This is a genomic window from Nocardioides sp. PD653-B2 (assembly GCF_002117935.1).
In the GTDB taxonomy this organism is placed as follows: domain Bacteria; phylum Actinomycetota; class Actinomycetes; order Propionibacteriales; family Nocardioidaceae; genus Nocardioides.
Window position 1 is genome coordinate 19,043 of record NZ_BDJE01000014.1, and the last position, 17,266, is coordinate 36,308.

The 17,266-nt window shown below is 73.7% G+C and carries 24 protein-coding genes and 1 pseudogene; 10 read left to right on the top strand and 15 right to left on the bottom strand.

Going from position 1 to position 17,266, the window contains the following annotated elements; translation table 11 throughout:
* Positions 1 to 35: 35 nt before the first annotated feature.
* Positions 36 to 494 (top strand): MarR family winged helix-turn-helix transcriptional regulator, encoded by a 459-nt coding sequence (locus PD653B2_RS06580; protein ID WP_165763359.1) that lies wholly within the window; start codon positions 36 to 38, stop codon positions 492 to 494.
* A gap of 29 nt (positions 495 to 523) precedes the next feature.
* Here PD653B2_RS06580 and PD653B2_RS06585 read toward each other — a convergent pair whose 3' ends face one another.
* From PD653B2_RS06585 to PD653B2_RS06600, 5 genes are read right to left on the bottom strand one after another with little or no spacing between them, the layout of a single operon-like run.
* Positions 524 to 748, bottom strand: a complete 225-nt coding sequence (locus PD653B2_RS06585) for a hypothetical protein (RefSeq protein WP_085871546.1) — start codon at positions 746 to 748, stop codon at positions 524 to 526.
* Positions 745 to 1,002 carry a hypothetical protein gene (locus PD653B2_RS06590; protein WP_085871547.1) on the bottom strand — a complete coding sequence of 86 codons (258 nt, stop codon included), beginning with the start codon at positions 1,000 to 1,002 and terminating at the stop codon, positions 745 to 747. Before PD653B2_RS06590 ends, PD653B2_RS06585 begins: the two co-directional genes overlap by 4 nt.
* Before the next feature lie 12 nt (positions 1,003 to 1,014).
* Positions 1,015 to 1,488, bottom strand: a complete 474-nt coding sequence (locus PD653B2_RS06595; protein WP_085871548.1) for an NUDIX hydrolase — start codon at positions 1,486 to 1,488, stop codon at positions 1,015 to 1,017.
* The gene (locus tag PD653B2_RS24810) at positions 1,485 to 1,628 is read right to left on the bottom strand and encodes a hypothetical protein (protein WP_165763360.1); all 144 of its coding nucleotides are present in this window, start codon (positions 1,626 to 1,628) and stop codon (positions 1,485 to 1,487) included. Before PD653B2_RS24810 ends, PD653B2_RS06595 begins: the two co-directional genes overlap by 4 nt.
* Position 1,629: 1 nt before the next feature.
* Entirely contained in the window at positions 1,630 to 1,869 is a 240-nt protein-coding gene (locus tag PD653B2_RS06600) for a hypothetical protein (protein ID WP_085871549.1), read from the bottom strand.
* 18 nt (positions 1,870 to 1,887) lie between these two features.
* Here PD653B2_RS06600 and miaA point away from each other — a divergent pair, with 18 nt between their 5' ends.
* The 6 genes from miaA to PD653B2_RS06630 all read left to right on the top strand — a co-directional run bounded on the left by miaA (position 1,888) and on the right by PD653B2_RS06630 (position 7,492).
* Complete coding sequence (gene miaA / locus PD653B2_RS06605; protein ID WP_085871550.1) at positions 1,888 to 2,820, top strand: tRNA (adenosine(37)-N6)-dimethylallyltransferase MiaA; 933 nt, start codon at positions 1,888 to 1,890, stop codon at positions 2,818 to 2,820.
* Positions 2,817 to 3,359, top strand: a complete 543-nt coding sequence (locus PD653B2_RS06610; RefSeq protein ID WP_085871551.1) for a dihydrofolate reductase family protein — start codon at positions 2,817 to 2,819, stop codon at positions 3,357 to 3,359. The genes miaA and PD653B2_RS06610 overlap by 4 nt, the downstream gene beginning before the upstream one ends.
* 63 nt (positions 3,360 to 3,422) lie before the next feature.
* On the top strand, positions 3,423 to 5,216 hold the full coding sequence (gene ggt / locus PD653B2_RS06615; RefSeq protein ID WP_242665163.1) for a gamma-glutamyltransferase: 1,794 nt from the start codon (positions 3,423 to 3,425) through the stop codon (positions 5,214 to 5,216).
* Positions 5,217 to 5,242: 26 nt separating this feature from the next.
* Positions 5,243 to 5,896, top strand: a complete 654-nt coding sequence (locus PD653B2_RS06620) for an MSMEG_1061 family FMN-dependent PPOX-type flavoprotein (protein ID WP_085871553.1) — start codon at positions 5,243 to 5,245, stop codon at positions 5,894 to 5,896.
* Entirely contained in the window at positions 5,889 to 6,695 is an 807-nt protein-coding gene (gene dapF, locus PD653B2_RS06625; protein WP_085871554.1) for a diaminopimelate epimerase, read from the top strand. The genes PD653B2_RS06620 and dapF overlap by 8 nt, the downstream gene beginning before the upstream one ends.
* Positions 6,696 to 6,715: 20 nt before the next feature.
* Positions 6,716 to 7,492 carry an SDR family NAD(P)-dependent oxidoreductase gene (locus PD653B2_RS06630; RefSeq protein ID WP_085871555.1) on the top strand — a complete coding sequence of 259 codons (777 nt, stop codon included), beginning with the start codon at positions 6,716 to 6,718 and terminating at the stop codon, positions 7,490 to 7,492.
* A 98-nt stretch (positions 7,493 to 7,590) separates the two neighbouring features.
* Here PD653B2_RS06630 and PD653B2_RS06635 read toward each other — a convergent pair whose 3' ends face one another.
* Positions 7,591 to 8,190, bottom strand: coding sequence for a nucleoside/nucleotide kinase family protein (locus tag PD653B2_RS06635; protein WP_242665164.1), 600 nt, complete (start codon positions 8,188 to 8,190; stop codon positions 7,591 to 7,593).
* 57 nt (positions 8,191 to 8,247) lie between these two features.
* Between PD653B2_RS06635 and hflX the strand changes: the two genes are divergently transcribed.
* Positions 8,248 to 9,735 carry a GTPase HflX gene (gene hflX / locus PD653B2_RS06640; protein ID WP_085871556.1) on the top strand — a complete coding sequence of 496 codons (1,488 nt, stop codon included), beginning with the start codon at positions 8,248 to 8,250 and terminating at the stop codon, positions 9,733 to 9,735.
* On the opposite strand, the gene PD653B2_RS06645 is transcribed toward hflX, so the two are convergent.
* Positions 9,728 to 10,618, bottom strand: coding sequence for an alpha/beta hydrolase (locus tag PD653B2_RS06645; RefSeq protein ID WP_085871557.1), 891 nt, complete (start codon positions 10,616 to 10,618; stop codon positions 9,728 to 9,730). The two genes, hflX and PD653B2_RS06645, sit on opposite strands and share 8 nt — an antisense overlap.
* An 89-nt stretch (positions 10,619 to 10,707) precedes the next feature.
* Here PD653B2_RS06645 and PD653B2_RS06650 point away from each other — a divergent pair, with 89 nt between their 5' ends.
* Positions 10,708 to 11,418, top strand: a complete 711-nt coding sequence (locus PD653B2_RS06650; RefSeq protein ID WP_165763361.1) for an SGNH/GDSL hydrolase family protein — start codon at positions 10,708 to 10,710, stop codon at positions 11,416 to 11,418.
* Between the two features lie 10 nt (positions 11,419 to 11,428).
* On the opposite strand, the gene PD653B2_RS06655 is transcribed toward PD653B2_RS06650, so the two are convergent.
* The 5 genes from PD653B2_RS06655 to PD653B2_RS06675 are packed head-to-tail and all read right to left on the bottom strand — an operon-like array spanning position 11,429 to position 14,708.
* Positions 11,429 to 11,623: a ferredoxin gene (locus PD653B2_RS06655; RefSeq protein ID WP_085871589.1), complete on the bottom strand. Its 195-nt coding sequence runs from the start codon at positions 11,621 to 11,623 to the stop codon at positions 11,429 to 11,431.
* On the bottom strand, positions 11,620 to 12,813 hold the full coding sequence (locus PD653B2_RS06660) for an NADH-ubiquinone oxidoreductase-F iron-sulfur binding region domain-containing protein (protein WP_085871559.1): 1,194 nt from the start codon (positions 12,811 to 12,813) through the stop codon (positions 11,620 to 11,622). Before PD653B2_RS06660 ends, PD653B2_RS06655 begins: the two co-directional genes overlap by 4 nt.
* On the bottom strand, positions 12,810 to 13,394 hold the full coding sequence (locus tag PD653B2_RS06665) for a ferric reductase-like transmembrane domain-containing protein (protein ID WP_085871560.1): 585 nt from the start codon (positions 13,392 to 13,394) through the stop codon (positions 12,810 to 12,812). The genes PD653B2_RS06660 and PD653B2_RS06665 overlap by 4 nt, the downstream gene beginning before the upstream one ends.
* Positions 13,391 to 14,320, bottom strand: a complete 930-nt coding sequence (locus PD653B2_RS06670; RefSeq protein WP_085871561.1) for an FAD:protein FMN transferase — start codon at positions 14,318 to 14,320, stop codon at positions 13,391 to 13,393. Before PD653B2_RS06670 ends, PD653B2_RS06665 begins: the two co-directional genes overlap by 4 nt.
* 4 nt (positions 14,321 to 14,324) lie before the next feature.
* A complete protein-coding gene (locus PD653B2_RS06675) occupies positions 14,325 to 14,708 on the bottom strand; it encodes a hypothetical protein (RefSeq protein ID WP_085871562.1) in 384 nt (127 codons plus the stop codon).
* A gap of 130 nt (positions 14,709 to 14,838) precedes the next feature.
* On the opposite strand from PD653B2_RS06675, the gene PD653B2_RS06680 reads away from it, so the two are divergent.
* Positions 14,839 to 15,258 (top strand): hypothetical protein, encoded by a 420-nt coding sequence (locus tag PD653B2_RS06680; protein ID WP_085871563.1) that lies wholly within the window; start codon positions 14,839 to 14,841, stop codon positions 15,256 to 15,258.
* Between the two features lie 10 nt (positions 15,259 to 15,268).
* Here PD653B2_RS06680 and PD653B2_RS06685 read toward each other — a convergent pair whose 3' ends face one another.
* The 3 genes and pseudogenes from PD653B2_RS06685 to PD653B2_RS06695 all read right to left on the bottom strand — a co-directional run bounded on the left by PD653B2_RS06685 (position 15,269) and on the right by PD653B2_RS06695 (position 17,227).
* Complete coding sequence (locus tag PD653B2_RS06685; protein ID WP_085871564.1) at positions 15,269 to 15,607, bottom strand: sensor histidine kinase; 339 nt, start codon at positions 15,605 to 15,607, stop codon at positions 15,269 to 15,271.
* Between the two features lie 343 nt (positions 15,608 to 15,950).
* A pseudogene (locus PD653B2_RS26010) lies at positions 15,951 to 16,538 on the bottom strand (hypothetical protein); the annotation flags it as partial.
* The gene (locus tag PD653B2_RS06695; RefSeq protein ID WP_085871565.1) at positions 16,538 to 17,227 is read right to left on the bottom strand and encodes a response regulator transcription factor; all 690 of its coding nucleotides are present in this window, start codon (positions 17,225 to 17,227) and stop codon (positions 16,538 to 16,540) included. The gene PD653B2_RS06695 and the pseudogene PD653B2_RS26010, both read right to left, overlap by 1 nt.
* Positions 17,228 to 17,266 lie beyond the last annotated feature (39 nt).

The following is a 17,266-nucleotide window of genomic DNA, read 5'->3' on the forward strand; positions in this document are numbered from 1 at the left end:
GTCCGGCGGTGGGAGACGAGAACAGGAGTCCCGACGTGGCAGACCACGAGCTGGCCGATGCCTTCGTCACCGCGAGCCGCGCCCTGATCGGCCTGGCGGTGCGCACGATCGGCGATGCGCCGGTCGAGGTGACGGTCGCCCAGCACCGGGTCCTCGTCCTGCTCGCCGGCCGGGGCGCCCTCACCATCGGTGAGATCGCCGAGGGGCTGGGCGTGAATCCTTCCAACGCCACCCGCTACTGCGACCGGCTCCAGCGGCTCGAGCTGCTCACCCGCACCCGCTCGCCCGTGGACGGCCGCGTCGTCCTCGTCAGCCTCACGCAGGCCGGCACGGCCTTGGTCGGGGAGGTCACCCGGCGGCGACGCGCCGAGGTCGAGAAGGTCCTCGCCCGGATGACGGCCGCCGACACGGCCGGGATGCTCGATGCCCTGCGGGCCTTCAACCGGGCAGCTGACGAGCTCGGGGACCGGGACTGGGCCTCAGCCCTCTGGTGACCTGGCGGCTGCGCCCGCCGGTGGTGCGCTCAGACCTCGTCGTCGCTGCGGGGGTCCTTGTCGGAGTAGCCCGCCTTCGGCGGCAGGCCCTCGGGGTTGTCCTCGGGCTCGCCCGGAGTCTGCTCCGGTGGGACCTCCGCGGACGGGTCGCGCTCGTGGGGCGCGACGTCGCGCACACCTTCGGTCGCGCGCTGGCCGGGGCCGGTCGGGCCGACCCGCTCGCTGCTGACCCCCATCTCGCCGTCGGGGCTCATGCCGGCGACTCGTCCTCGTGGTGCTCCGCGTCGTCCTCGTCGCGGGTGGCCTTGGTCGACGTGTCCTCGCTGTCCTCGACCTCGCGCATCACCGTCTCGGGCGCCTTCTCGACGATGGCCGGGTTCTCGTCGGGAGTGAGGTCGGGAATCGCGATCGGACCGCTGAAGTCGTCGAGCGCGTCGACGCCGCCCGGGTTGGGCTCGCCGGGCTCGATCTCCGGCTCGGGCATCGGGCCGAGTTCGTCGGATGGCATGCGGTTCTCCCTCTAGAAGCCGAACGTCGAGTACGCAGTGGTCGTACCCGTTCGCAGTGCGTCCAACACCGTGAGCTCGTGGGGCACGACCGGCTCGGGCAGCGCGTCGAGCGGGAACCAGCCCAGCTCGACCGCCTTGTCCGGCTCCACGATCCGGGGCTCACCCGACCAGGACCGGGCGGTGAAGAAGAAGTCGATCCGCTCGTCGACGGGTTCGGCGTGCTGCGTGCGCTGCATCGCCGTGACGAAGGTGAGGTCGAGGTCGCTCACGCCGATCTCCTCGAGCGCCTCGCGGCGCGCGGCGTCGTACGCCGTCTCGCCGCGCTCGACGTGACCGGCCGCGCCGGCGGCCCAGTGGTCGTCCATGTAGCCGGTGTTCTGGCGCAGGTGGAGCAGCACCTCCAGCCCCCCGACCCCGTCTCGCAGCAGGAACACGTACGACGCCGGCACGACCACGAAGCGGCCCGCGGACGGGCTCTGCGTCACTCGGGCTCCTCGGGGTCCTCGACGTCGTGCGGGGTCAGCTCGGCCTCGCCCTCGCCGCCGTAGACCGTGCCGGTCTCGTCGGACACCGGCGACTCCTCCTCCTCGGGCAGGGGGTCCTCGTGCAGGTCGAACTCGCTCATCTCACTCACCTCCCGAGCCGTCGGAGGGCTCGTCGAGGGACGTCTCGGCGTTCTCCTCCTGGAGGTCACGGTCGGCCTCGTCCTGGTCGCGCTCGTCGCCGTGCGCCGGCGGGATGTCCGATCCCTCGGCGGGCGGCTTCGGCCCCGGGTCGAGGGCGGCGTCGCCGGGGGTGTCCGGCCCGGCGGGGGCGTCCGTGCGCTGGGGTCCGCCGGGGGGCTGGGGGCTGTCCTGCTCGCTCATGCTTGCCACACTAGCCACATGCCCGCCGGCCCGAACGACGTCCCGATCGTGGCCGTCGTCGGGGCGACCGCATCCGGCAAGACCGGTCTGTCCCTCGACCTCGCCGAGCGCCTCGGCGGCGAGGTCGTCAACACCGACGCGATGCAGGTCTACCGCGGCATGGACATCGGTACGGCCAAGCTCCCGCCCGCCGAGCGTCGCGGCATCACCCACCACCTGCTCGACACGCAGTCGGTGCGCGACCCCGCCACGGTCGCCCAGTTCCAGGGCTGGGCGCGGGCGGCGATCGCCGGGCTCCGCGAGGCCGGCCGGACACCCGTGCTGGTGGGCGGCTCGGCGCTCTACACGCGGGCGATCATCGACCGGTTCGAGTTCCCCGGCACCGACGAGGCGATCCGCAGCAGGCTCGAGACGACGCTCGCCGACGTCGGCTCCGCCGTCCTGCACCGGCGCCTGCGCGAGCTCGACCCCGCGACCGCCGACCGGATCCCGGTCGAGAACGGCCGGCGCATCGTCCGCGCGCTCGAGGTCATCGAGATCACCGGCGACGCCTACACGCCCGACCTCCCCACCCTCGAGTACGCCGACCCGCGCACCGTCCAGATCGGCGTCGACATCGACCGGCCGACCCTGGACGCGCGGATCGAGCAGCGCGTGGACCAGATGTTCGAGGGCGGGCTGGTCGACGAGGTCGCGCGGCTGCTCGACGAGGGGCTGGCGGAGGGGCGCACGGCGTCGCGCGCGATCGGCTACCACCAGGTCGCGGCCCACCTGGCCGGCGAGCTGACCCTCGCCGAGGCCCGCGACCGGACGGTCTTCGCGACCCGCCGCTTCGCGCGCCGCCAGGACGGGTGGTTCCGCAAGGACCCGCGGATCACCTGGATCCGCTTCGACGACCCGGACCTCGTCGAGAAGGCGTTGTCGGTGGTGCGGTCCACGGTGGTCCCATGACCCGGACGACGTTCTTCACCGCGACCACCCTCGACGGCTACATCGCCGACGAGCACGACTCCCTGGAGTGGCTCTTCGTCCAGGACGTCCGCGAGGACGGACCGATGAGCTACGCGTCGTTCATCCAGGGCATCGGCGCGATGGCGATGGGCGCCACGACGTACGCCTGGATCGGCGACCACCTGAGGAAGACCGGCGAGGCCTGGATGTACGACATCCCCTGCTGGGTCTTCACGCACCGCGAGTTCGAGCCGTACGGCGAGGGCATCACCTTCACCTCGGCGCCCGTCGCCGAGGTGCACGCCGAGATGGTGGCCGCGGCCGGTGGCCGTGACCTCTGGATGGTCGGCGGCGGCGACCTCGCGGCGCAGTTCGCCGACGCGGGCCTGCTCGACGAGCTGCTGGTCTCGATCGCGCCGGTCACCCTGGGCGCGGGCCGGCCGCTCTTCCCGCGTCCCTACGACCTCGAGCTCACCGAGCTCGCGCAGAACGGCTCCTTCGTCTGCGCCCGCTACGACGTCGTGGGTCCGCGCGCCTGACCTGTTTCGGCGGCGGTCGCATCGGGCACGGGGATGCGTATGCGTCTTCTCGGGTCTTTCGTCGTGCTGTCCCTGACCACCGCAGCTCTCGCCGTGGGCTCACCCGCCCAGGCGGCCTCGGCACCGCAGGGTCCACCCAAGGCGGCGACCGAGGTCGGGTACGGCGGCGCCGTGACCTCGGTCGACCCGTATGCCTCGCGGGTCGGCCTCCGGGTGCTCCGGCAGGGTGGCAACGCGACCGACGCCGCCGTGGCGACGGCCGCTGCGCTCGGCGTGACGGAGCCCTTCAGCGCCGGCATCGGCGGCGGCGGCTACTTCGTCCACTACTCCGCGAAGACCGGGACGGTGCAGACCATCGACGGCCGCGAGACCGCCCCGGCGGCCATGCCGCACGACGCGTTCATCAACCCCAAGACCGACAGGCCCTACGGCTTCAGCCCGGCGCGGGTCACCAGCGGGGTCTCGGTCGGGGTGCCCGGCACGCTCGCGACCTGGCAGCGGGCGCTCGACCGCTGGGGCACCCGCTCCCTGGCGAGGTCCCTCGAGCCGGCCGAGGTGCTGGCCCGCCACGGCTTCCGCGTCGACCAGACGTTCCACGACCAGGTCGTGCAGAACACCCGGCGCTTCAAGGCGTTCGTGCCGACGAAGGCGCTCTACCTGAAGGGCGGTCACGCGCCGCGGGTCGGCAGCGTCTTCCGCAACCCCGACCTGGCCGACACCTACGACCTGCTCGCCGACCGCGGCACCCGCCCGTTCTACCGAGGCCGGCTCGGCGACGCGATCGTCCGTGCCGTCCGCAAGCCCCCCACGACGAAGAGCACCACCCTGCCGGTGCCCCGGGGCTACCTGAGGGCCAAGGACCTGGCCCGCTACCGCGCCCTCGACCAGGCGCCGACGAAGATCGGCTACCGCGGCCTCGAGGTCTACGGCATGGCGCCCTCGTCCAGCGGCGGCTCGACCGTCGGCGAGGCGCTCAACATCCTCGAGGGCTACGACCTCGCGTCGATGCCGAGGGCCGAGGCCTACCACCTCTACCTCGAGGCCAGTGCGCTCGCGTTCGCCGACCGCGGTGAGTACGTCGGCGACCCGCGGCAGGTCGACGTGCCGCTCGCCGACCTGCTCTCCGACGACTACGCCGCCGAGCGCGCCTGCGAGATCGACCCCGCCCAGGCGTTCGAGACCCCGGTCGAGGCCGGCGACGTCACGTCGTACGACGGGGAGTGCGGCAGCGGCCGCGGCGTCGCCACCAGCGCGCCCGACACGGAGAACACCCAGACCACCAACCTGACCGTGGCCGACAAGTGGGGCAACGTCGTCGAGTACACGCTGACCATCGAGCAGACCGGCGGCTCGGGCATCGTCGTGCCCGGTCGTGGCTTCCTGCTCAACAACGAGCTCACCGACTTCAGCCCGGTCTACGACCAGGCCGACCCCAACCGGATCGAGCCGCTCAAGCGGCCGCGCTCCTCGATGTCGCCGACGATCGTGCTCCGCGCCGGCAAGCCCTACCTCGCGGTCGGCTCGCCCGGTGGCTCGACGATCATCACCACCGTGCTGCAGATCCTGGTCAACCGGCTCGACCTCGGCATGAGCCTGCCCCAGGCGATCGCGGCGCCCCGGGTCACCCAGCGCAACGAGCCCGCGGACCTCGCGGAGCCGGCCTTCCTCGAGCGCTACGGCGACGCCCTCCGGGGCCTCGGTCACGAGATCGAGGAGTACGACGACATCTTCACCGGGACCCACGAGATCGGCGCCGCCACCGGCATCGAGTTCGGCCCCGGCAGGCGGCTCACCGTGGCCGCCGAGCCGGAGCGCCGCGGCGGGGGCTCGGCGACCGTGGTCCGGCCTCGGAAATGAGATGACCGACCGCGTATCGTACAGGGGTGCCGACCACCGCTTCAGTCGCCGCCGGCTGGACCCAGATCACGACCGTCGACGACCTCGTCGGCCTGCTCGGCGAGCCGAACGACCGGGCCCGCGACAAGGCCCGGCCGGCCCTGCTCGACGTCGACCGCGCCTGGCTCGCTGCCACGCCGTTCTGCGTGCTGGCGACGTCGTCGGCGACCGGGGAGTGTGACGCCTCGCCGAAGGGCGACCCGGCCGGCCGGCTGGTGCACGTCATCGACGACCGCACGATCGCGCTGGCCGAGCGGCCCGGCAACAAGCGGGCCGACGGCTACAAGAACATCCTCCAGAACCCGCACGTCGGGCTGAACTTCTTCATCCCCGGCCGCGCCGACACGTTGCGCATCAACGGCCGGGCGCGGCTGGTCAGCGACGCGCCGTTCTTCGACGACATGGTCGTCAAGGGGCACCGGCCGGTCCTCGCGGCCGTGGTCGAGATCGACGAGCTCTTCTTCCACTGCGGCAAGGCGTTCCTGCGCTCCGGGCTCTGGAAGCCGGAGACCTGGGATCCCGAGGCCCGCGTCCCGCGCCGCGCGCTGATCGCCAAGTCGGTCGAGCCGAACGAGATGACCCTCGAGCAGCTGGACGAGTACTACGAGCCCGAGAACTACAGCAAGGGCCTCTATGCCTGAGCCCTACGCCTTCCTCAAGGGTCACGGCACCGAGAACGACTTCGTGCTGCTGCCCGACCACGACGGCTCGGTCCACGGCGATCTCGACGCCGACCGGGTCCGCGCACTCTGCGACCGGCACGCCGGCATCGGCGGCGACGGCGTCCTCCGGGTCGTGAAGCACGGCGACACCTGGTTCATGGACTACCGCAACGCCGACGGATCGGTCTCGGAGATGTGCGGCAACGGCGTCCGGGTCTTCGCGCTGCACCTGGTCCAGGAGGGCCTGGTCGACCCGGCCCGGCCGATCGAGATCGACACCCGCGACGGCATCAAGGTGCTCACCCTCGACGGTGGCCTCATCACCGCCGACATGGGCCGACCGCAGGTGCTCGGCGAGAGCTCGGTCGTGGTGGGCGACGCGAGCTGGGTGGCGACCCACGTCGACATGGGCAACCCGCACGCCGTGGCGTTCGTCGACTCGCTCGACCCCGACGGCCCCGTGGGCCCGCTCCTCGAGCCGCCCGGCCACGACGCGGCGACGTACCCCGACGGCGTCAACGTCGAGTTCGTCGTACGCCGTGGCGAGCGGCACGTCGCCCTGCGCGTGCACGAGCGCGGCTCGGGGGAGACCCGCTCGTGCGGCACGGGCGCCTGCGCCGCCATGGTCGCCGCGGCCGTGGCCGACGGTGTCGGCCCGGGCTCGACCTACCGGGTCGACGTCCCCGGCGGCACGCTCACGGTCACGTGGACCGCCGACGACCGGGTGCTCCTCACCGGCCCCGCGGTCATCGTGGCCCGGGGGACCACCGACCTGTAACCCGTTCTATGCTCCCGGCCATGGACATCAACGGAGCCAGTGCCATCGTCACGGGCGCAGCGTCGGGCATCGGCGCCGCCGCCGCCCGCCAGCTCGCCGCGCGGGGCGCGATCGTCGTGGTCGCCGACCTGCAGGTCGACAAGGGCGAGGCGCTCGCCCAGGAGATCGGCGGCGTCTTCGCCCTGGTCGACGTCACGAACACCGAGCAGATCACCGCGGCCGTCAACGCCGCCGCCGAGATCGCCCCCCTGCGCGCGGTGGTCAACTCGGCCGGCATCGGCTGGGCCCAGCGCACCATCGGCCGCGACGGCCAGATCGAGTCGGCCCACGACCTCGACGCCTTCAAGCGGGTGATCAACATCAACCTGATCGGCACCTTCGACGTGGTCCGCCAGGCCGCGTCGGTCATGAGCCGCAACGAGCCCGACGCCGACGGCCAGCGCGGCGCCATCGTCAACCTCGCCAGCGTCGCCGCGTTCGATGGCCAGATCGGCCAGGCGTCGTACTCCTCCTCCAAGGGCGGCGTCGTCGGCATGACCCTCCCGGTCGCCCGCGACCTCTCCGCGTCCGGCATCCGCCTCAACACGGTCGCCCCCGGCCTGATCGACACCCCGATCTACGGCGAGGGCCCCGACTCCGAGGCCTTCAAGGCCAAGCTCGGCGAGAGCGTGCTGTTCCCGAAGCGTCTCGGCACCCCCGACGAGCTCGCCAGCATGGTCGTCGAGTGCATCACCAACAGCTACATGAACGCCGAGGTCATCCGCGTCGACGGCGGCATCCGGATGCCCCCCAAGTAGTCGCCGCTGCGTGGGTCGTCCGCCTCTCGGCTGCGTATACCTGCCTCTCAGGCGGACGACCCACGGTCCTGGTGACGATCGCCGACCGGAGACCTCGGCTAGGGACGCCAGCCGGTGAGGTCGACGACCAGATCGGCGCGGTCCCGCGCGGCCTCGATGCGCGCGGCGTTGGCTTCGTCGACCCGCGCCACCCAGGCCCACGCCTCCTCCGGCGACTTGCCGAACTCGACGTGCCGGGCGACCAGCCGGTCCAGCCGGACCGAGTCGTCGATGACGACGTGCCACACGACGTCGATCTCGGCGCGGACGGCGCGCCAGCGCGGCTCGTCGAGCAGCAGGTAGTTGCCCTCGGTGACCACCGTGCCGGTCGCCGGCACCGGGATGGCGCCGGCCAGCGGCTGCTCGAGGTGGCGCTCGAACATCGGCGCCACGACGTCCTCCTCGCCGGCCCGCACCCGGCGCAGCAGCGCGGCGTACCCCTCCGCGTCGAAGGTCTCCGGTGCGCCCTTGCGGTCGAGGAGACCTCGCCGGACGAGCTCGACGTCGGCGTAGTGGAAGCCGTCCATCGGCAGCACCGCGCTCGCCAGCTCCTGGGCGAGCGACGCGGCCAGCGTGGTCTTCCCGACCCCCGGCGCGCCGGTGATGCCGAGCAGGCGGCACGGCGCGGGCACCTCCGGGATCTGGGGGGAGGGAATCACGAGGGGAAGGTTAAGCGTTGGAAGATACAGATGATCGAAACGTACGCTTCACCTCATATGACGAACGCACCTGACTTCAACCTCGACGCCGAGCTCGACGAGACCGACGACTGGGACGACTCCCAGGAGCCGGACGACGGCTGGCACGACGAGCCCGACCCCGAGGACGGCGACGAGCCGACCGTGGGCGCGATGGAGCTCGCCGAGCGACACCAGCTGCGTCGCGTCGCCGGGCTGCGCACCGAGCTCGAGGACATCACCGAGGTCGAGTACCGCCAGCTCCGGCTCGAGCGCGTCGTGCTCGTCGGCGTCTGGACCGAGGGCACGACCGAGGACGCCGAGAACTCCATGGCCGAGCTGGCGCTGCTCGCCGAGACCGCGGGCTCCGAGGTGCTCGAGGCGATCTACCAGCGCCGCCAGACCCCCGACCCCGCGACGTACGTCGGACGCGGCAAGGTCGAGGGCATCGCCGAGATCGTGCAGGCGACCGGCGCCGACACGGTGATCTGCGACGGCGAGCTCGCGCCCAGCCAGCTGAGGAACCTCGAGGACCGGCTCAAGGTCAAGGTCGTCGACCGGACCGCGCTGATCCTCGACATCTTCGCCCAGCACGCCCGCTCCGGTGAGGCCCAGGCCCAGACCGAGCTGGCCCAGCTCAACTACATGAAGCAGCGCCTGCGCGGCTGGGGTGGCAACCTCTCCCGCCAGGCCGGTGGCCGGGTCGCCGGCGGTGCCGGCATCGGTGGCCGCGGTCCCGGTGAGACCAAGATCGAGACCGACCGGCGCCGGATCAACACCAAGATCGCCAAGCTCCGGCGTGACCTGCGCGAGATGAAGGGCACCCGCGACACCAAGCGCCAGGAGCGCCAGCGCCACCACATCCCGAGCGTGTCGATCGCGGGCTACACCAACGCCGGCAAGTCCTCGCTGCTCAACCGGCTCACCGACGCCGGTGTGCTCGTCGAGGACTCGCTGTTCGCGACGCTCGACCCGACGACGCGTCGTACGACGACCTCCGACGGCCGCGTCTACACGATGAGCGACACGGTCGGCTTCGTCCGGCACCTGCCCCACCAGCTGGTCGAGGCCTTCCGCTCGACGCTGGAGGAGGTCGCCGACTCCGACCTGATCGTGCACGTCGTCGACGGCTCCCACCCCGACCCCGAGGGCCAGCTGGCCGCGGTGCGCGAGGTCTTCGCCGAGATCGGCGCCTCCCAGGTGCCCGAGCTCGTCGTGATCAACAAGGCCGACGTCGCCGACCCGATGGTGCTCGCCCGGCTGCGCCAGCGCGAGCCGCACTCGGTCGTCGTCTCCGCCAAGACCGGGGAAGGCATCGCGGAGGCGCTCAAGGCGGTCGAGGGCGACCTGCCCAAGCCCGGCGTCGAGTTCAAGGCGCTGGTGCCCTACGAGCGCGGCGACCTGATCAACCGGCTCCACCAGCAGGGCGAGATCGACTCGATGGACCACACCGGCGAGGGCACGATCGTCGTCGGGCGCGCCAACGAGGACCTCGCCGGCGAGCTCGCGGCGTACGCCGTCAGCTGAGCCCGGCCAGCCTCTTCACGTCGGCGAGGATCTCGTCGATGTGTCCGCTGACCAGCGACAGGTGGCCCTCGTCGTCGAAGAGGTGCGCCTCGGCGCCGGGCACGTGCGCCGCCAGCCACTCGCCGTGCGCGTACGGCACCATCGCGTCCTGCCGGCCCTGCCAGATCGCGACCGGCACCCGGATGCCGGCGAGGTCGAAGCCCCACGGCGAGACCGCGGCGATCCCGTCGTCGCGCACGCCGGTCACGCCTTGGGCGCCGGCGTGGGTGAAGGTGCGGCTCATCCAGTCGGAGAAGTCCTCGTCCAGCGCGGCCTTGTCGACCGGCGTCACCAGGCCCCCCATCGCCTCCGCGAGCTCCTGCGGCGACGCCTGGAGGATCGGCAGGAAGTTCTCCTCCAGGTAGGCCTCGTAGACCGCCCGGCCCTGCTCGGCGGCGTGGTACTCGTCGTGGTTCTCCTCGGCCATGGCGTCGAACCAGTCCAGGTCCTCGCCGTGGTACGGCGCGACCCCGGCCAGGGAGGCCGCGGCGCGGCACCGGTCGGGCAGCAGCGCCGCGCACGCCAGCGCGCGGGGCCCGCCCCCGGACCAGCCGATGGTGACGAACTCGCCGATCCCGAGATGGTCGAGCACGGCCACGGACTCGGCGACGTCGTCGACGTACCGCCCGGCCTCCGGGCGCGGCGTCGAGGCGCCGTACCCGGGCCGCGAGTAGGTCACCAGCCGCAGCCCGGCCGCCCGGGCGGCGTCGTCGATCAGCGACCACGCGGCCACGGCCGAGGGCGACCCTCCGTGGTGGAGGAGCCCGAAGCCGTCGGGGTCACCCCCCACGAGCACCTCGACGGTGCGGTCGTCGGGGCCGGGGACCAGGATCTGCTCGCTCACGGGGCCAGACTGCCAGTATTTCTTGCGAGATCCGCACGGCTTCGCAACTTCCCCTGCGAAAGGGCCGGGGAACGCCGCAGAATTGCCGGGTGGTCCATCGGGGGGTCGCGGGCCCGGGCCCGCTGAGGTCGGTACGCCGTCGCACGGTCGTCGTCGGCGCGCTGTTCGTCGTCGTGTCGGTGCTGGTGCTGCACGTCGCGGACCGGTCGAGCGCCGGTGTCGACCGGTGCGACCGGTTCACCGCCGACTCCGCGACCCGCGCGGGCGAGGTGACCGGCAGCGGCGAGCGCGTGGTGGTGATCGGTGACTCGTGGTCGGCCGGGCTCGGCCTCGAGAGGTCCGCCGGATCGTGGCCGTCGCGGCTCTCCGGCACGGTGCACGTCGCGGGCTTCTCCGGCTCCGGCTTCAGCGAGCACGCGAGTGACTGCGAGTCGGTGTCCTTCGCCGACCGGGCGCCCGCCGCGCTGCGCGGCGGCGCCGACCTGGTCGTCGTCGAGGGTGGGCTCAACGACTTCAACCAGCCCGACGCCGACATCCGGTCCGGCTTCGCGCGCCTGATGCGGACCCTGAAGGGCGAGCGCGTCGTGGTCGTCGGGCCGGCCTCGGCGCCGTCCCGGGCGGCCGCCGTGGCCCACGTCGACGCGCTGCTCGCCTCGCTCGCGAGGACGTACGACGTCCCCTACGTGCGCACCTCCGGCCTGCACCTGCCCTACCTCGACGACCACCTGCACCTGACCCCCGCCGGTCACCAGGCCTTCGGCGACTACGTGGCCGGACAGATCGCGGGCCTGACGACCTGACGCGGGGGCGTCAGGGCTCGAGCCGCAGCGCCAGGCGCGGGCACATCCGTACGGCGGCCCGGGCGTCGTCGAGCAGGTCGGGGGTGACCTCGCCGCCGACGACCGGGTAGCCCCACTCGTCGAGGTCGACGAGCTCGGGCAGCACCTCGTGGCACAGGCCCCGGGCCCGACAGCTCGGCCAGTCCACGCGCAGCCGGGCGGTCATGACGCGCACCGGCTCGCCCCATGGGCGGCGATCTCGGCCGGGAAGGTCGCCAGCAGCGAGCGGACCAGGCGCACCGTGCCGTCGGGGTGGGCGCACGCGCCCCGGCCCACGACCAGCGCCGCGAGCGACTCGACCCGGTCGGTGGGGCCGGTGCCGTCGGAGACCGCGCGGAGGGCGGTCGCCAACGCGGGCAGGCCGTTGAGGCAGGGGCCGCACCGGCGCGCGCTCTGGCCGGCGAGGTAGTCGACGACGCGGGCGGTGAACGTGACCGGGCAGTCGGCCGGGCAGACGAGCGCGCCCGCGCCGAGGGGCGTGCCCGCAGCCCGCATCGCGTCGACCGACACCCGGCCGGCCGTGAGGTCCTCCCACCGCACCCAGGAGCCGTGGAACCCACCGACCAGGACCGGCCGGTCGGCCCAGGTCGCCGGCAGCACGTCGCGCCACGGGGTGCCCAGCTCCACCTCCACGACCGTCGGCTCCGGGCCCGACAGCGTCAGGAGGGTGGTCCCGGGCTCCTCCGCCGTGCCGAGGGCCGCATAGGAGCGCACCCCGCTGAGCACCAGCCGGCCGACCTGGGCCCAGGTCTCGGCGTTCGACAGGAGGGTCGGGCGACCGCGGTGACCGGCGACCGCCTCGGGTGACCAGGCGGTGACCGGCAGGTTGGGCCGCCCGGCCATCAGCTCGAGCACCGCCCGGGCCTGCCCGGCGACGAACCGGCTGTCGGCCGTGTGGACCACGGTCCGCATCCGGTCGTCACGCTCACCGACGGCGACCCGCATCGCCGCGCCGACCCCGGGCCGGTCCCGCGGGACGACGACGTGCAGCTCCCGGGCGCCCAGGGCGCGGGCCGTCACGACCGCGCCGTCCAGCACGAGGTGCGGACGGGTGGTCGCCAGCCCACAGTCCTTGGCGCTGGCCGGCTCGCCCTCGCTCAGGTTCACGACGACGACCGGTCGTCGGCCGGCCGCGGCGGTGCGCAGCTTGGTCTCGAAGGGGAACGCCGCTCCGCCGCGGCCCCGCAGCCGCACCCGGGCGAGGGTGGCGAGCAGGTCGTCGAGACCCAGGCGCGGCAGCTCGCCGTACTGGCGACGGTGGGCGGTGAGGCCGCGTCCGCCGTCGAGCCCCTCGAGGAGGGCGGGCCCGGAGCGGACGAGGGGGTGGTCGGACGCGGCGACGGGGGAGGCGCTCATGACGGGCCGCCGACGGGGAGAGCCCGGTCGCGATCCGGCCGGTCGACGGCGAGGCGGGCGAGACGCAGCGCGACGGCGGCGCCGACGACCGCGACGCAGCCCGCCAGGGTCAGGTCCGCCCAGACGGCGTCTGCCCGGACGTCGGTGCCGATCCCGAGCCCGTGCACGACCGCGGCGACCCAGCCGGCGTAGGCCAGCAGGTGGATCGCTCGCCACGACCGGTGTCGCATCCGCGCCCGGACAGCGCTGGTCACCGCGACCACCAGGAAGAGGTCGAGCGCGAGGGCACCGAGACCGAGCCAGACCGGCTCGTACGTCGACCCGGCCCACGGCACGAGCGTCTGCCACCAGCGGATGTCGACGTAGCTGTCGACGACGGCGGTGGTGACGTGGACCGCCAGCATCACGACCGACAGGAGAGCCAGGTTGCGGTGCAGCGACTGGGTGACGAAGCGTGGCAGCCCGCGTCCGGCGCGGCCGCCGGTGGCGAGGACCCCGAGGGCCGTCGTCATCGTGAAGAGCCCCAGGATCACGAACCCCGTGCCGCGGTTCAGGTACCACAGGAACGGTCCGTCCATCATGCGCCCCTCCTCTGCTCGTGGCCGTCGTGCGGCCAGCCCTCCGTCGTCAGCACCTGTCCGTCAGCCCCGACCAGGCGGGCGGTCACGCCGCGCGCGGCGAGCCAGGCCGGTGCCTGTGCCCCGAGCACCACCGCGGCCGTGGTGGCGGTGTTGGCGGCCGCGCAGGTCGCGCCGGTCGCCGTCACCGTCTGCCACACCTCCGGTGCGGGCTGCCCGGTGCGGGGGTCGACCAGGTGGTGCAGCCGTACGCCGCGCCGGGCCCAGCGCCGCACCCGGGTGCTGGAGGTCGCGAGGCCGCCGCGGTCGAGCGCGACGGTGGTCTCGGCCGGGCCGCCGGGGTGGGCGGAGATCGCGACCGGCCAGGGGTCACCGTCGGGAGCCGCGATCGCGAGGTCGCCGCCGAGGCTGACCAGGGCCGCCCCGGTCAGCTCCTGGCCGAAGGCGGTGGCGAGGACGTCGGCCGCCCAGGCCTTGCCGGTCGAGCCGAGGTCGAGGGCGGTGCCGGCCGGCACCCGGATCGCGCCGGCCTCGTCCAGACCGATCTCGCGCCAGGTGTCCCGGCCCGGGCCTGCGAGCGGCCAGGGCGCGACGGCCTCGTCGCGCAGGACTCGCAGTTCGGCGAAGTCCCGGTCGTAGCCGAGCTGGGTGAGCGTGCGGCCGAGCAGCGGGTGGACCAGGCCGTCGGTCTGCTCCGCGGCGCGGCACGCCGCGGTGACGGCGGCCACCAGCAGCGGGTCGACCTCGACCCAGCGCCCCGCGCCGGCGTTGGCCAGCGCCAGGTCGGAGTCGGCGCGGAAGCGGCTGCAGGTGCGGTCCACGTCTGCGAGCACGGCGTCGGCGAGCCGGCGCGCGACCGCTAGGTCCGCGGTCCGGCGCGTCGCCAGGAAGACGTAGGTCCCGAGCGCGGTGGACGTCGTGGTGGGCATCGGCTCAGGAGCCCGAGCTGGGTGCCGGCGCCGGCGGGGGCGGGGGCGCCGCAGCGTGGTGGGTGGCGGGTGCCGGTGCGTGCGCGACCGGCTGGGAGACGGTGCCACCGCCACCCACCGGAGCCGACGGCGTGCCCTGCACGTAGTGCACGGTCACGTGGGTGCGGTGGGGTCGCGGCCGGATGACGACCTTGCGTGGGTGCCGCGCCCGGTCGGCGTGGGCCGCGGGGGCGTCCGGCCGGGCCGGGGCAGCCTGCTGGGCCTCGGTCGAGTGGGCCGCGGTGCCGGCGACCCAGCCCGTGGCGGAGAGTGCGGTGACAGCGGTGAGTCCGGAGACGGCGGCGACGGCGAGTCGGAAGCGGTCGCGGACAGCGGGTGAGGAAGCCATGGCCCGACGGTGCCGGAGTGCGTGGCAAGGGTGCCTCATGTCGTTGTTAAGTCGACCTCATCAGGACTCTTGACCCACCCTTGAGGTTCTCGCGAGGTGCCGATAGCCGAGCCGGACGCAGTCTCGGGCCATGAAGATCCTGCCTGTACTCGTGTCAGTCGCCGTCCTCACCGTGGGTCTCTTCGGCGGGACCCTCGCCTACCAGGCCGCCTCGGGCTCCGGCGTGACGAGCCCGAGCAGCAGCGAGAGCGCTGCCGCCCCGGCCACGCCCGCCGCGCACCGCGCCCACCACCGGCGGCCGCTGGTGCGCTGGGCGCCCTGCAAGCCCCCGGCCGTGCGCGACGGCAAGGTGTGCGTGACCGAGGAGGTCCGCACGGTCGTCGTCCCGGCTCCCGCCCCCGCTCCCGCCCGGGCTGCGCCGGTCTCCCACGCTGTCGCGGCGAGCCACGACCACGGCGACGACGACGGTCGATCGGAGCACGGGCACGAGCAAGAGCACGAGCACGAGGACCACGGCGACCACGGCGAGCACGAGTCCGAGGACGACTGAGCCGGTGTCCTCAGCGCGGCGCCAGTGGCAGTCGGACCTCCACCCGGGTCCCGGCGCCCGCCTCCGCGTCGACGTGCAGCGCACCCCCGCACCCGGTCGCGGTCCGGCGGGCGATGTCGAGACCGAGGCCGGTGCTGCCCACCCGGTCCGGGGGGTGCGCCGCGATGCCGGGCCCGTCGTCGGTGACCACCAGCCGGGCGACGCCGTCCACCGCCTCGAGCCCGATCGCGAACGCCGTCCCGTCGGGTGTGTGCGCGAAGACGTTGTCGACGAGCACGTCCACCACGTCGGCGAGGTCGTCGGCCGCGACCGGGACGACGAGCGGGTGGCCCGGGAGCGACACCGTCATCGTGCGGCCCTGGTCCTCGGCGAGCGCGGACCAGTACTCCCGCGCGCTCCCGCACGGTCGCGGTCGCGTCGCCGGTCGAGGCCAGGTCGGTCCGCACCGGCCGCCGTGCCTCCTTGACGATCGCGTCGATCGAGCGCTGGAGAGCCCGGATGTGGTCCGCCAGGCGGGCCGCCACCACGGGGTCGTCGACGGCCTCGGCGTCCAGCCGGAGCGCGGTCACCGGCGTCCGCAGCCGGTGGGAGAGGTCGCCGACCGTCGCCCGCTCGGCGGCGAGCAGCTCCACCGTCCGGTCGGCCAGCCCGTTGAGGGCCCGGGCCAGCTCCTGGGTCTCCTCGGGTCCGGACACGGCGGCTCGGGCCTGGAGGTCTCCCTCGCGGAGCTGGTGGGCGACGCCGGCCACCTGGCGCACCGCCTCGCTCACCCGCTTGCCGAGCCGGGCGGCGACGAGCAGCGCCAGCGCCATCAGCAGCACGCCCAGGCCGACGATGCCCGCCCAGGCGGCCGTCACCCCGCGGCGCAGGTCGTCGGGGGTGACGCTGCTGCGCACGACGGCGGTCCCGGACTCCGCCACGACCGGGAGCAGCACCCGTCCGCCCGCGTCGTCCACGACCTCGAAGCCCTCACCGGCGGCCGCGCGGCGCACCTCGGGATCGCTGCGCATGCCGGTGTCCGCGCCGATGACCTGCTTGTCGGCGGTGAGCACGCTGGTGCTGGGCGCACCCCGCTGGTCGAGGTCGTGGACCAGGCTGCGCAGCTGGGAGTCGTCCTGCAGGCTCGACACCAGGATTGCCATGTTGCGCGCCTCCTGGTCGGCCGCAGCCATCGCGCGGTCCTCGGCCAGGGTCCGGACCAGGAGGCAGAGGGGGATCACGAATGAGACCACGACCACCGAGGTGGTGGCCACGACCAGCCACGAGATCCGGCGACGCATCAGCGGTCGTCCGGGTCGACGAGGCGGACGCCGACCCCGCGCACGCTGATGAGGTAGCGCGGCTCGGCGGCGCTCTCGCCCAGCTTGCGCCGCAGCCACGACAGGTGGACGTCGACGGAGCGGTCGCCCCCGCCGTACGCCTGGTGCCAGACCTCGGCCAGGATCTCCCGCTTGCTCATCACCTGGCCGCGGCGCTGGGCCAGGGCCAGGAGCAGGTCGAACTCGAGGCGGGCCAGCTCGAGGCGTCGACCGGCGAGGGTCACGGTGCGGGTGCCCTCGTCGATGACGAGCTCACCGACCCGGATCGGCTCGGTGCCGGGGGCCTGGTCGCCGGCCCGGCGCAGCACCGCCCGGACCCGCGCCTCCACCTGGTCGGTGCCGAACGGCTTCACGACGTAGTCGTCCGCGCCGCTGTCGAGCGCCTTCACCATCGTCGGGTCGTCGTCCTGCGCGGTGATGACGATGATCGGCACCCGGCTCGCCGCCCGGATCATGCCGATCAGGGCCAGCCCGCTCACGTCGGGGAGGCCGAGGTCGAGGAGCACGGTCTGGGGCCGCTCGGTGAGCACGAGCTCCAGCCCCGCCAGCCCGGTCGCCGCCACGGACACCGCGTGGCCGCGCTTGCTCAGCCCGCGGCGCACTGCCTCGCGGATCGCGTCGTCGTCCTCGATGACGAGGATGCTGGCCATGTCCGCAAACCTACGCGGTCGGCCGGACCCGGCACGGGG

Excerpts from the sequence above, each read along its gene's own strand:
- PD653B2_RS06680 (WP_085871563.1), top strand. The coding sequence starts at position 14,839 with ATGAAGATCCTGCCTGTACTCGTGTCAGTCGCCGTCCTCACCGTGGGT.
- PD653B2_RS06655 (WP_085871589.1), bottom strand. The coding sequence starts at position 11,623 with ATGACCGCCCGGCTGCGCGTGGACTGGCCGAGCTGTCGGGCCCGGGGC.
- hflX (WP_085871556.1), top strand. The coding sequence starts at position 8,248 with ATGACGAACGCACCTGACTTCAACCTCGACGCCGAGCTCGACGAGACC.
- PD653B2_RS06665 (WP_085871560.1), bottom strand. The coding sequence starts at position 13,394 with ATGATGGACGGACCGTTCCTGTGGTACCTGAACCGCGGCACGGGGTTC.
- PD653B2_RS24810 (WP_165763360.1), bottom strand. The coding sequence starts at position 1,628 with ATGAGCGAGTTCGACCTGCACGAGGACCCCCTGCCCGAGGAGGAGGAG.
- PD653B2_RS06630 (WP_085871555.1), top strand. The coding sequence starts at position 6,716 with ATGGACATCAACGGAGCCAGTGCCATCGTCACGGGCGCAGCGTCGGGC.
- PD653B2_RS06610 (WP_085871551.1), top strand. The coding sequence starts at position 2,817 with ATGACCCGGACGACGTTCTTCACCGCGACCACCCTCGACGGCTACATC.
- dapF (WP_085871554.1), top strand. The coding sequence starts at position 5,889 with ATGCCTGAGCCCTACGCCTTCCTCAAGGGTCACGGCACCGAGAACGAC.
- PD653B2_RS06585 (WP_085871546.1), bottom strand. The coding sequence starts at position 748 with ATGAGCCCCGACGGCGAGATGGGGGTCAGCAGCGAGCGGGTCGGCCCG.
- miaA (WP_085871550.1), top strand. The coding sequence starts at position 1,888 with ATGCCCGCCGGCCCGAACGACGTCCCGATCGTGGCCGTCGTCGGGGCG.
- PD653B2_RS06685 (WP_085871564.1), bottom strand. The coding sequence starts at position 15,607 with ATGACGGTGTCGCTCCCGGGCCACCCGCTCGTCGTCCCGGTCGCGGCC.
- PD653B2_RS06675 (WP_085871562.1), bottom strand. The coding sequence starts at position 14,708 with ATGGCTTCCTCACCCGCTGTCCGCGACCGCTTCCGACTCGCCGTCGCC.
- PD653B2_RS06670 (WP_085871561.1), bottom strand. The coding sequence starts at position 14,320 with ATGCCCACCACGACGTCCACCGCGCTCGGGACCTACGTCTTCCTGGCG.
- PD653B2_RS06660 (WP_085871559.1), bottom strand. The coding sequence starts at position 12,813 with ATGAGCGCCTCCCCCGTCGCCGCGTCCGACCACCCCCTCGTCCGCTCC.
- PD653B2_RS06600 (WP_085871549.1), bottom strand. The coding sequence starts at position 1,869 with ATGAGCGAGCAGGACAGCCCCCAGCCCCCCGGCGGACCCCAGCGCACG.
- PD653B2_RS06695 (WP_085871565.1), bottom strand. The coding sequence starts at position 17,227 with ATGGCCAGCATCCTCGTCATCGAGGACGACGACGCGATCCGCGAGGCA.
- PD653B2_RS06590 (WP_085871547.1), bottom strand. The coding sequence starts at position 1,002 with ATGCCATCCGACGAACTCGGCCCGATGCCCGAGCCGGAGATCGAGCCC.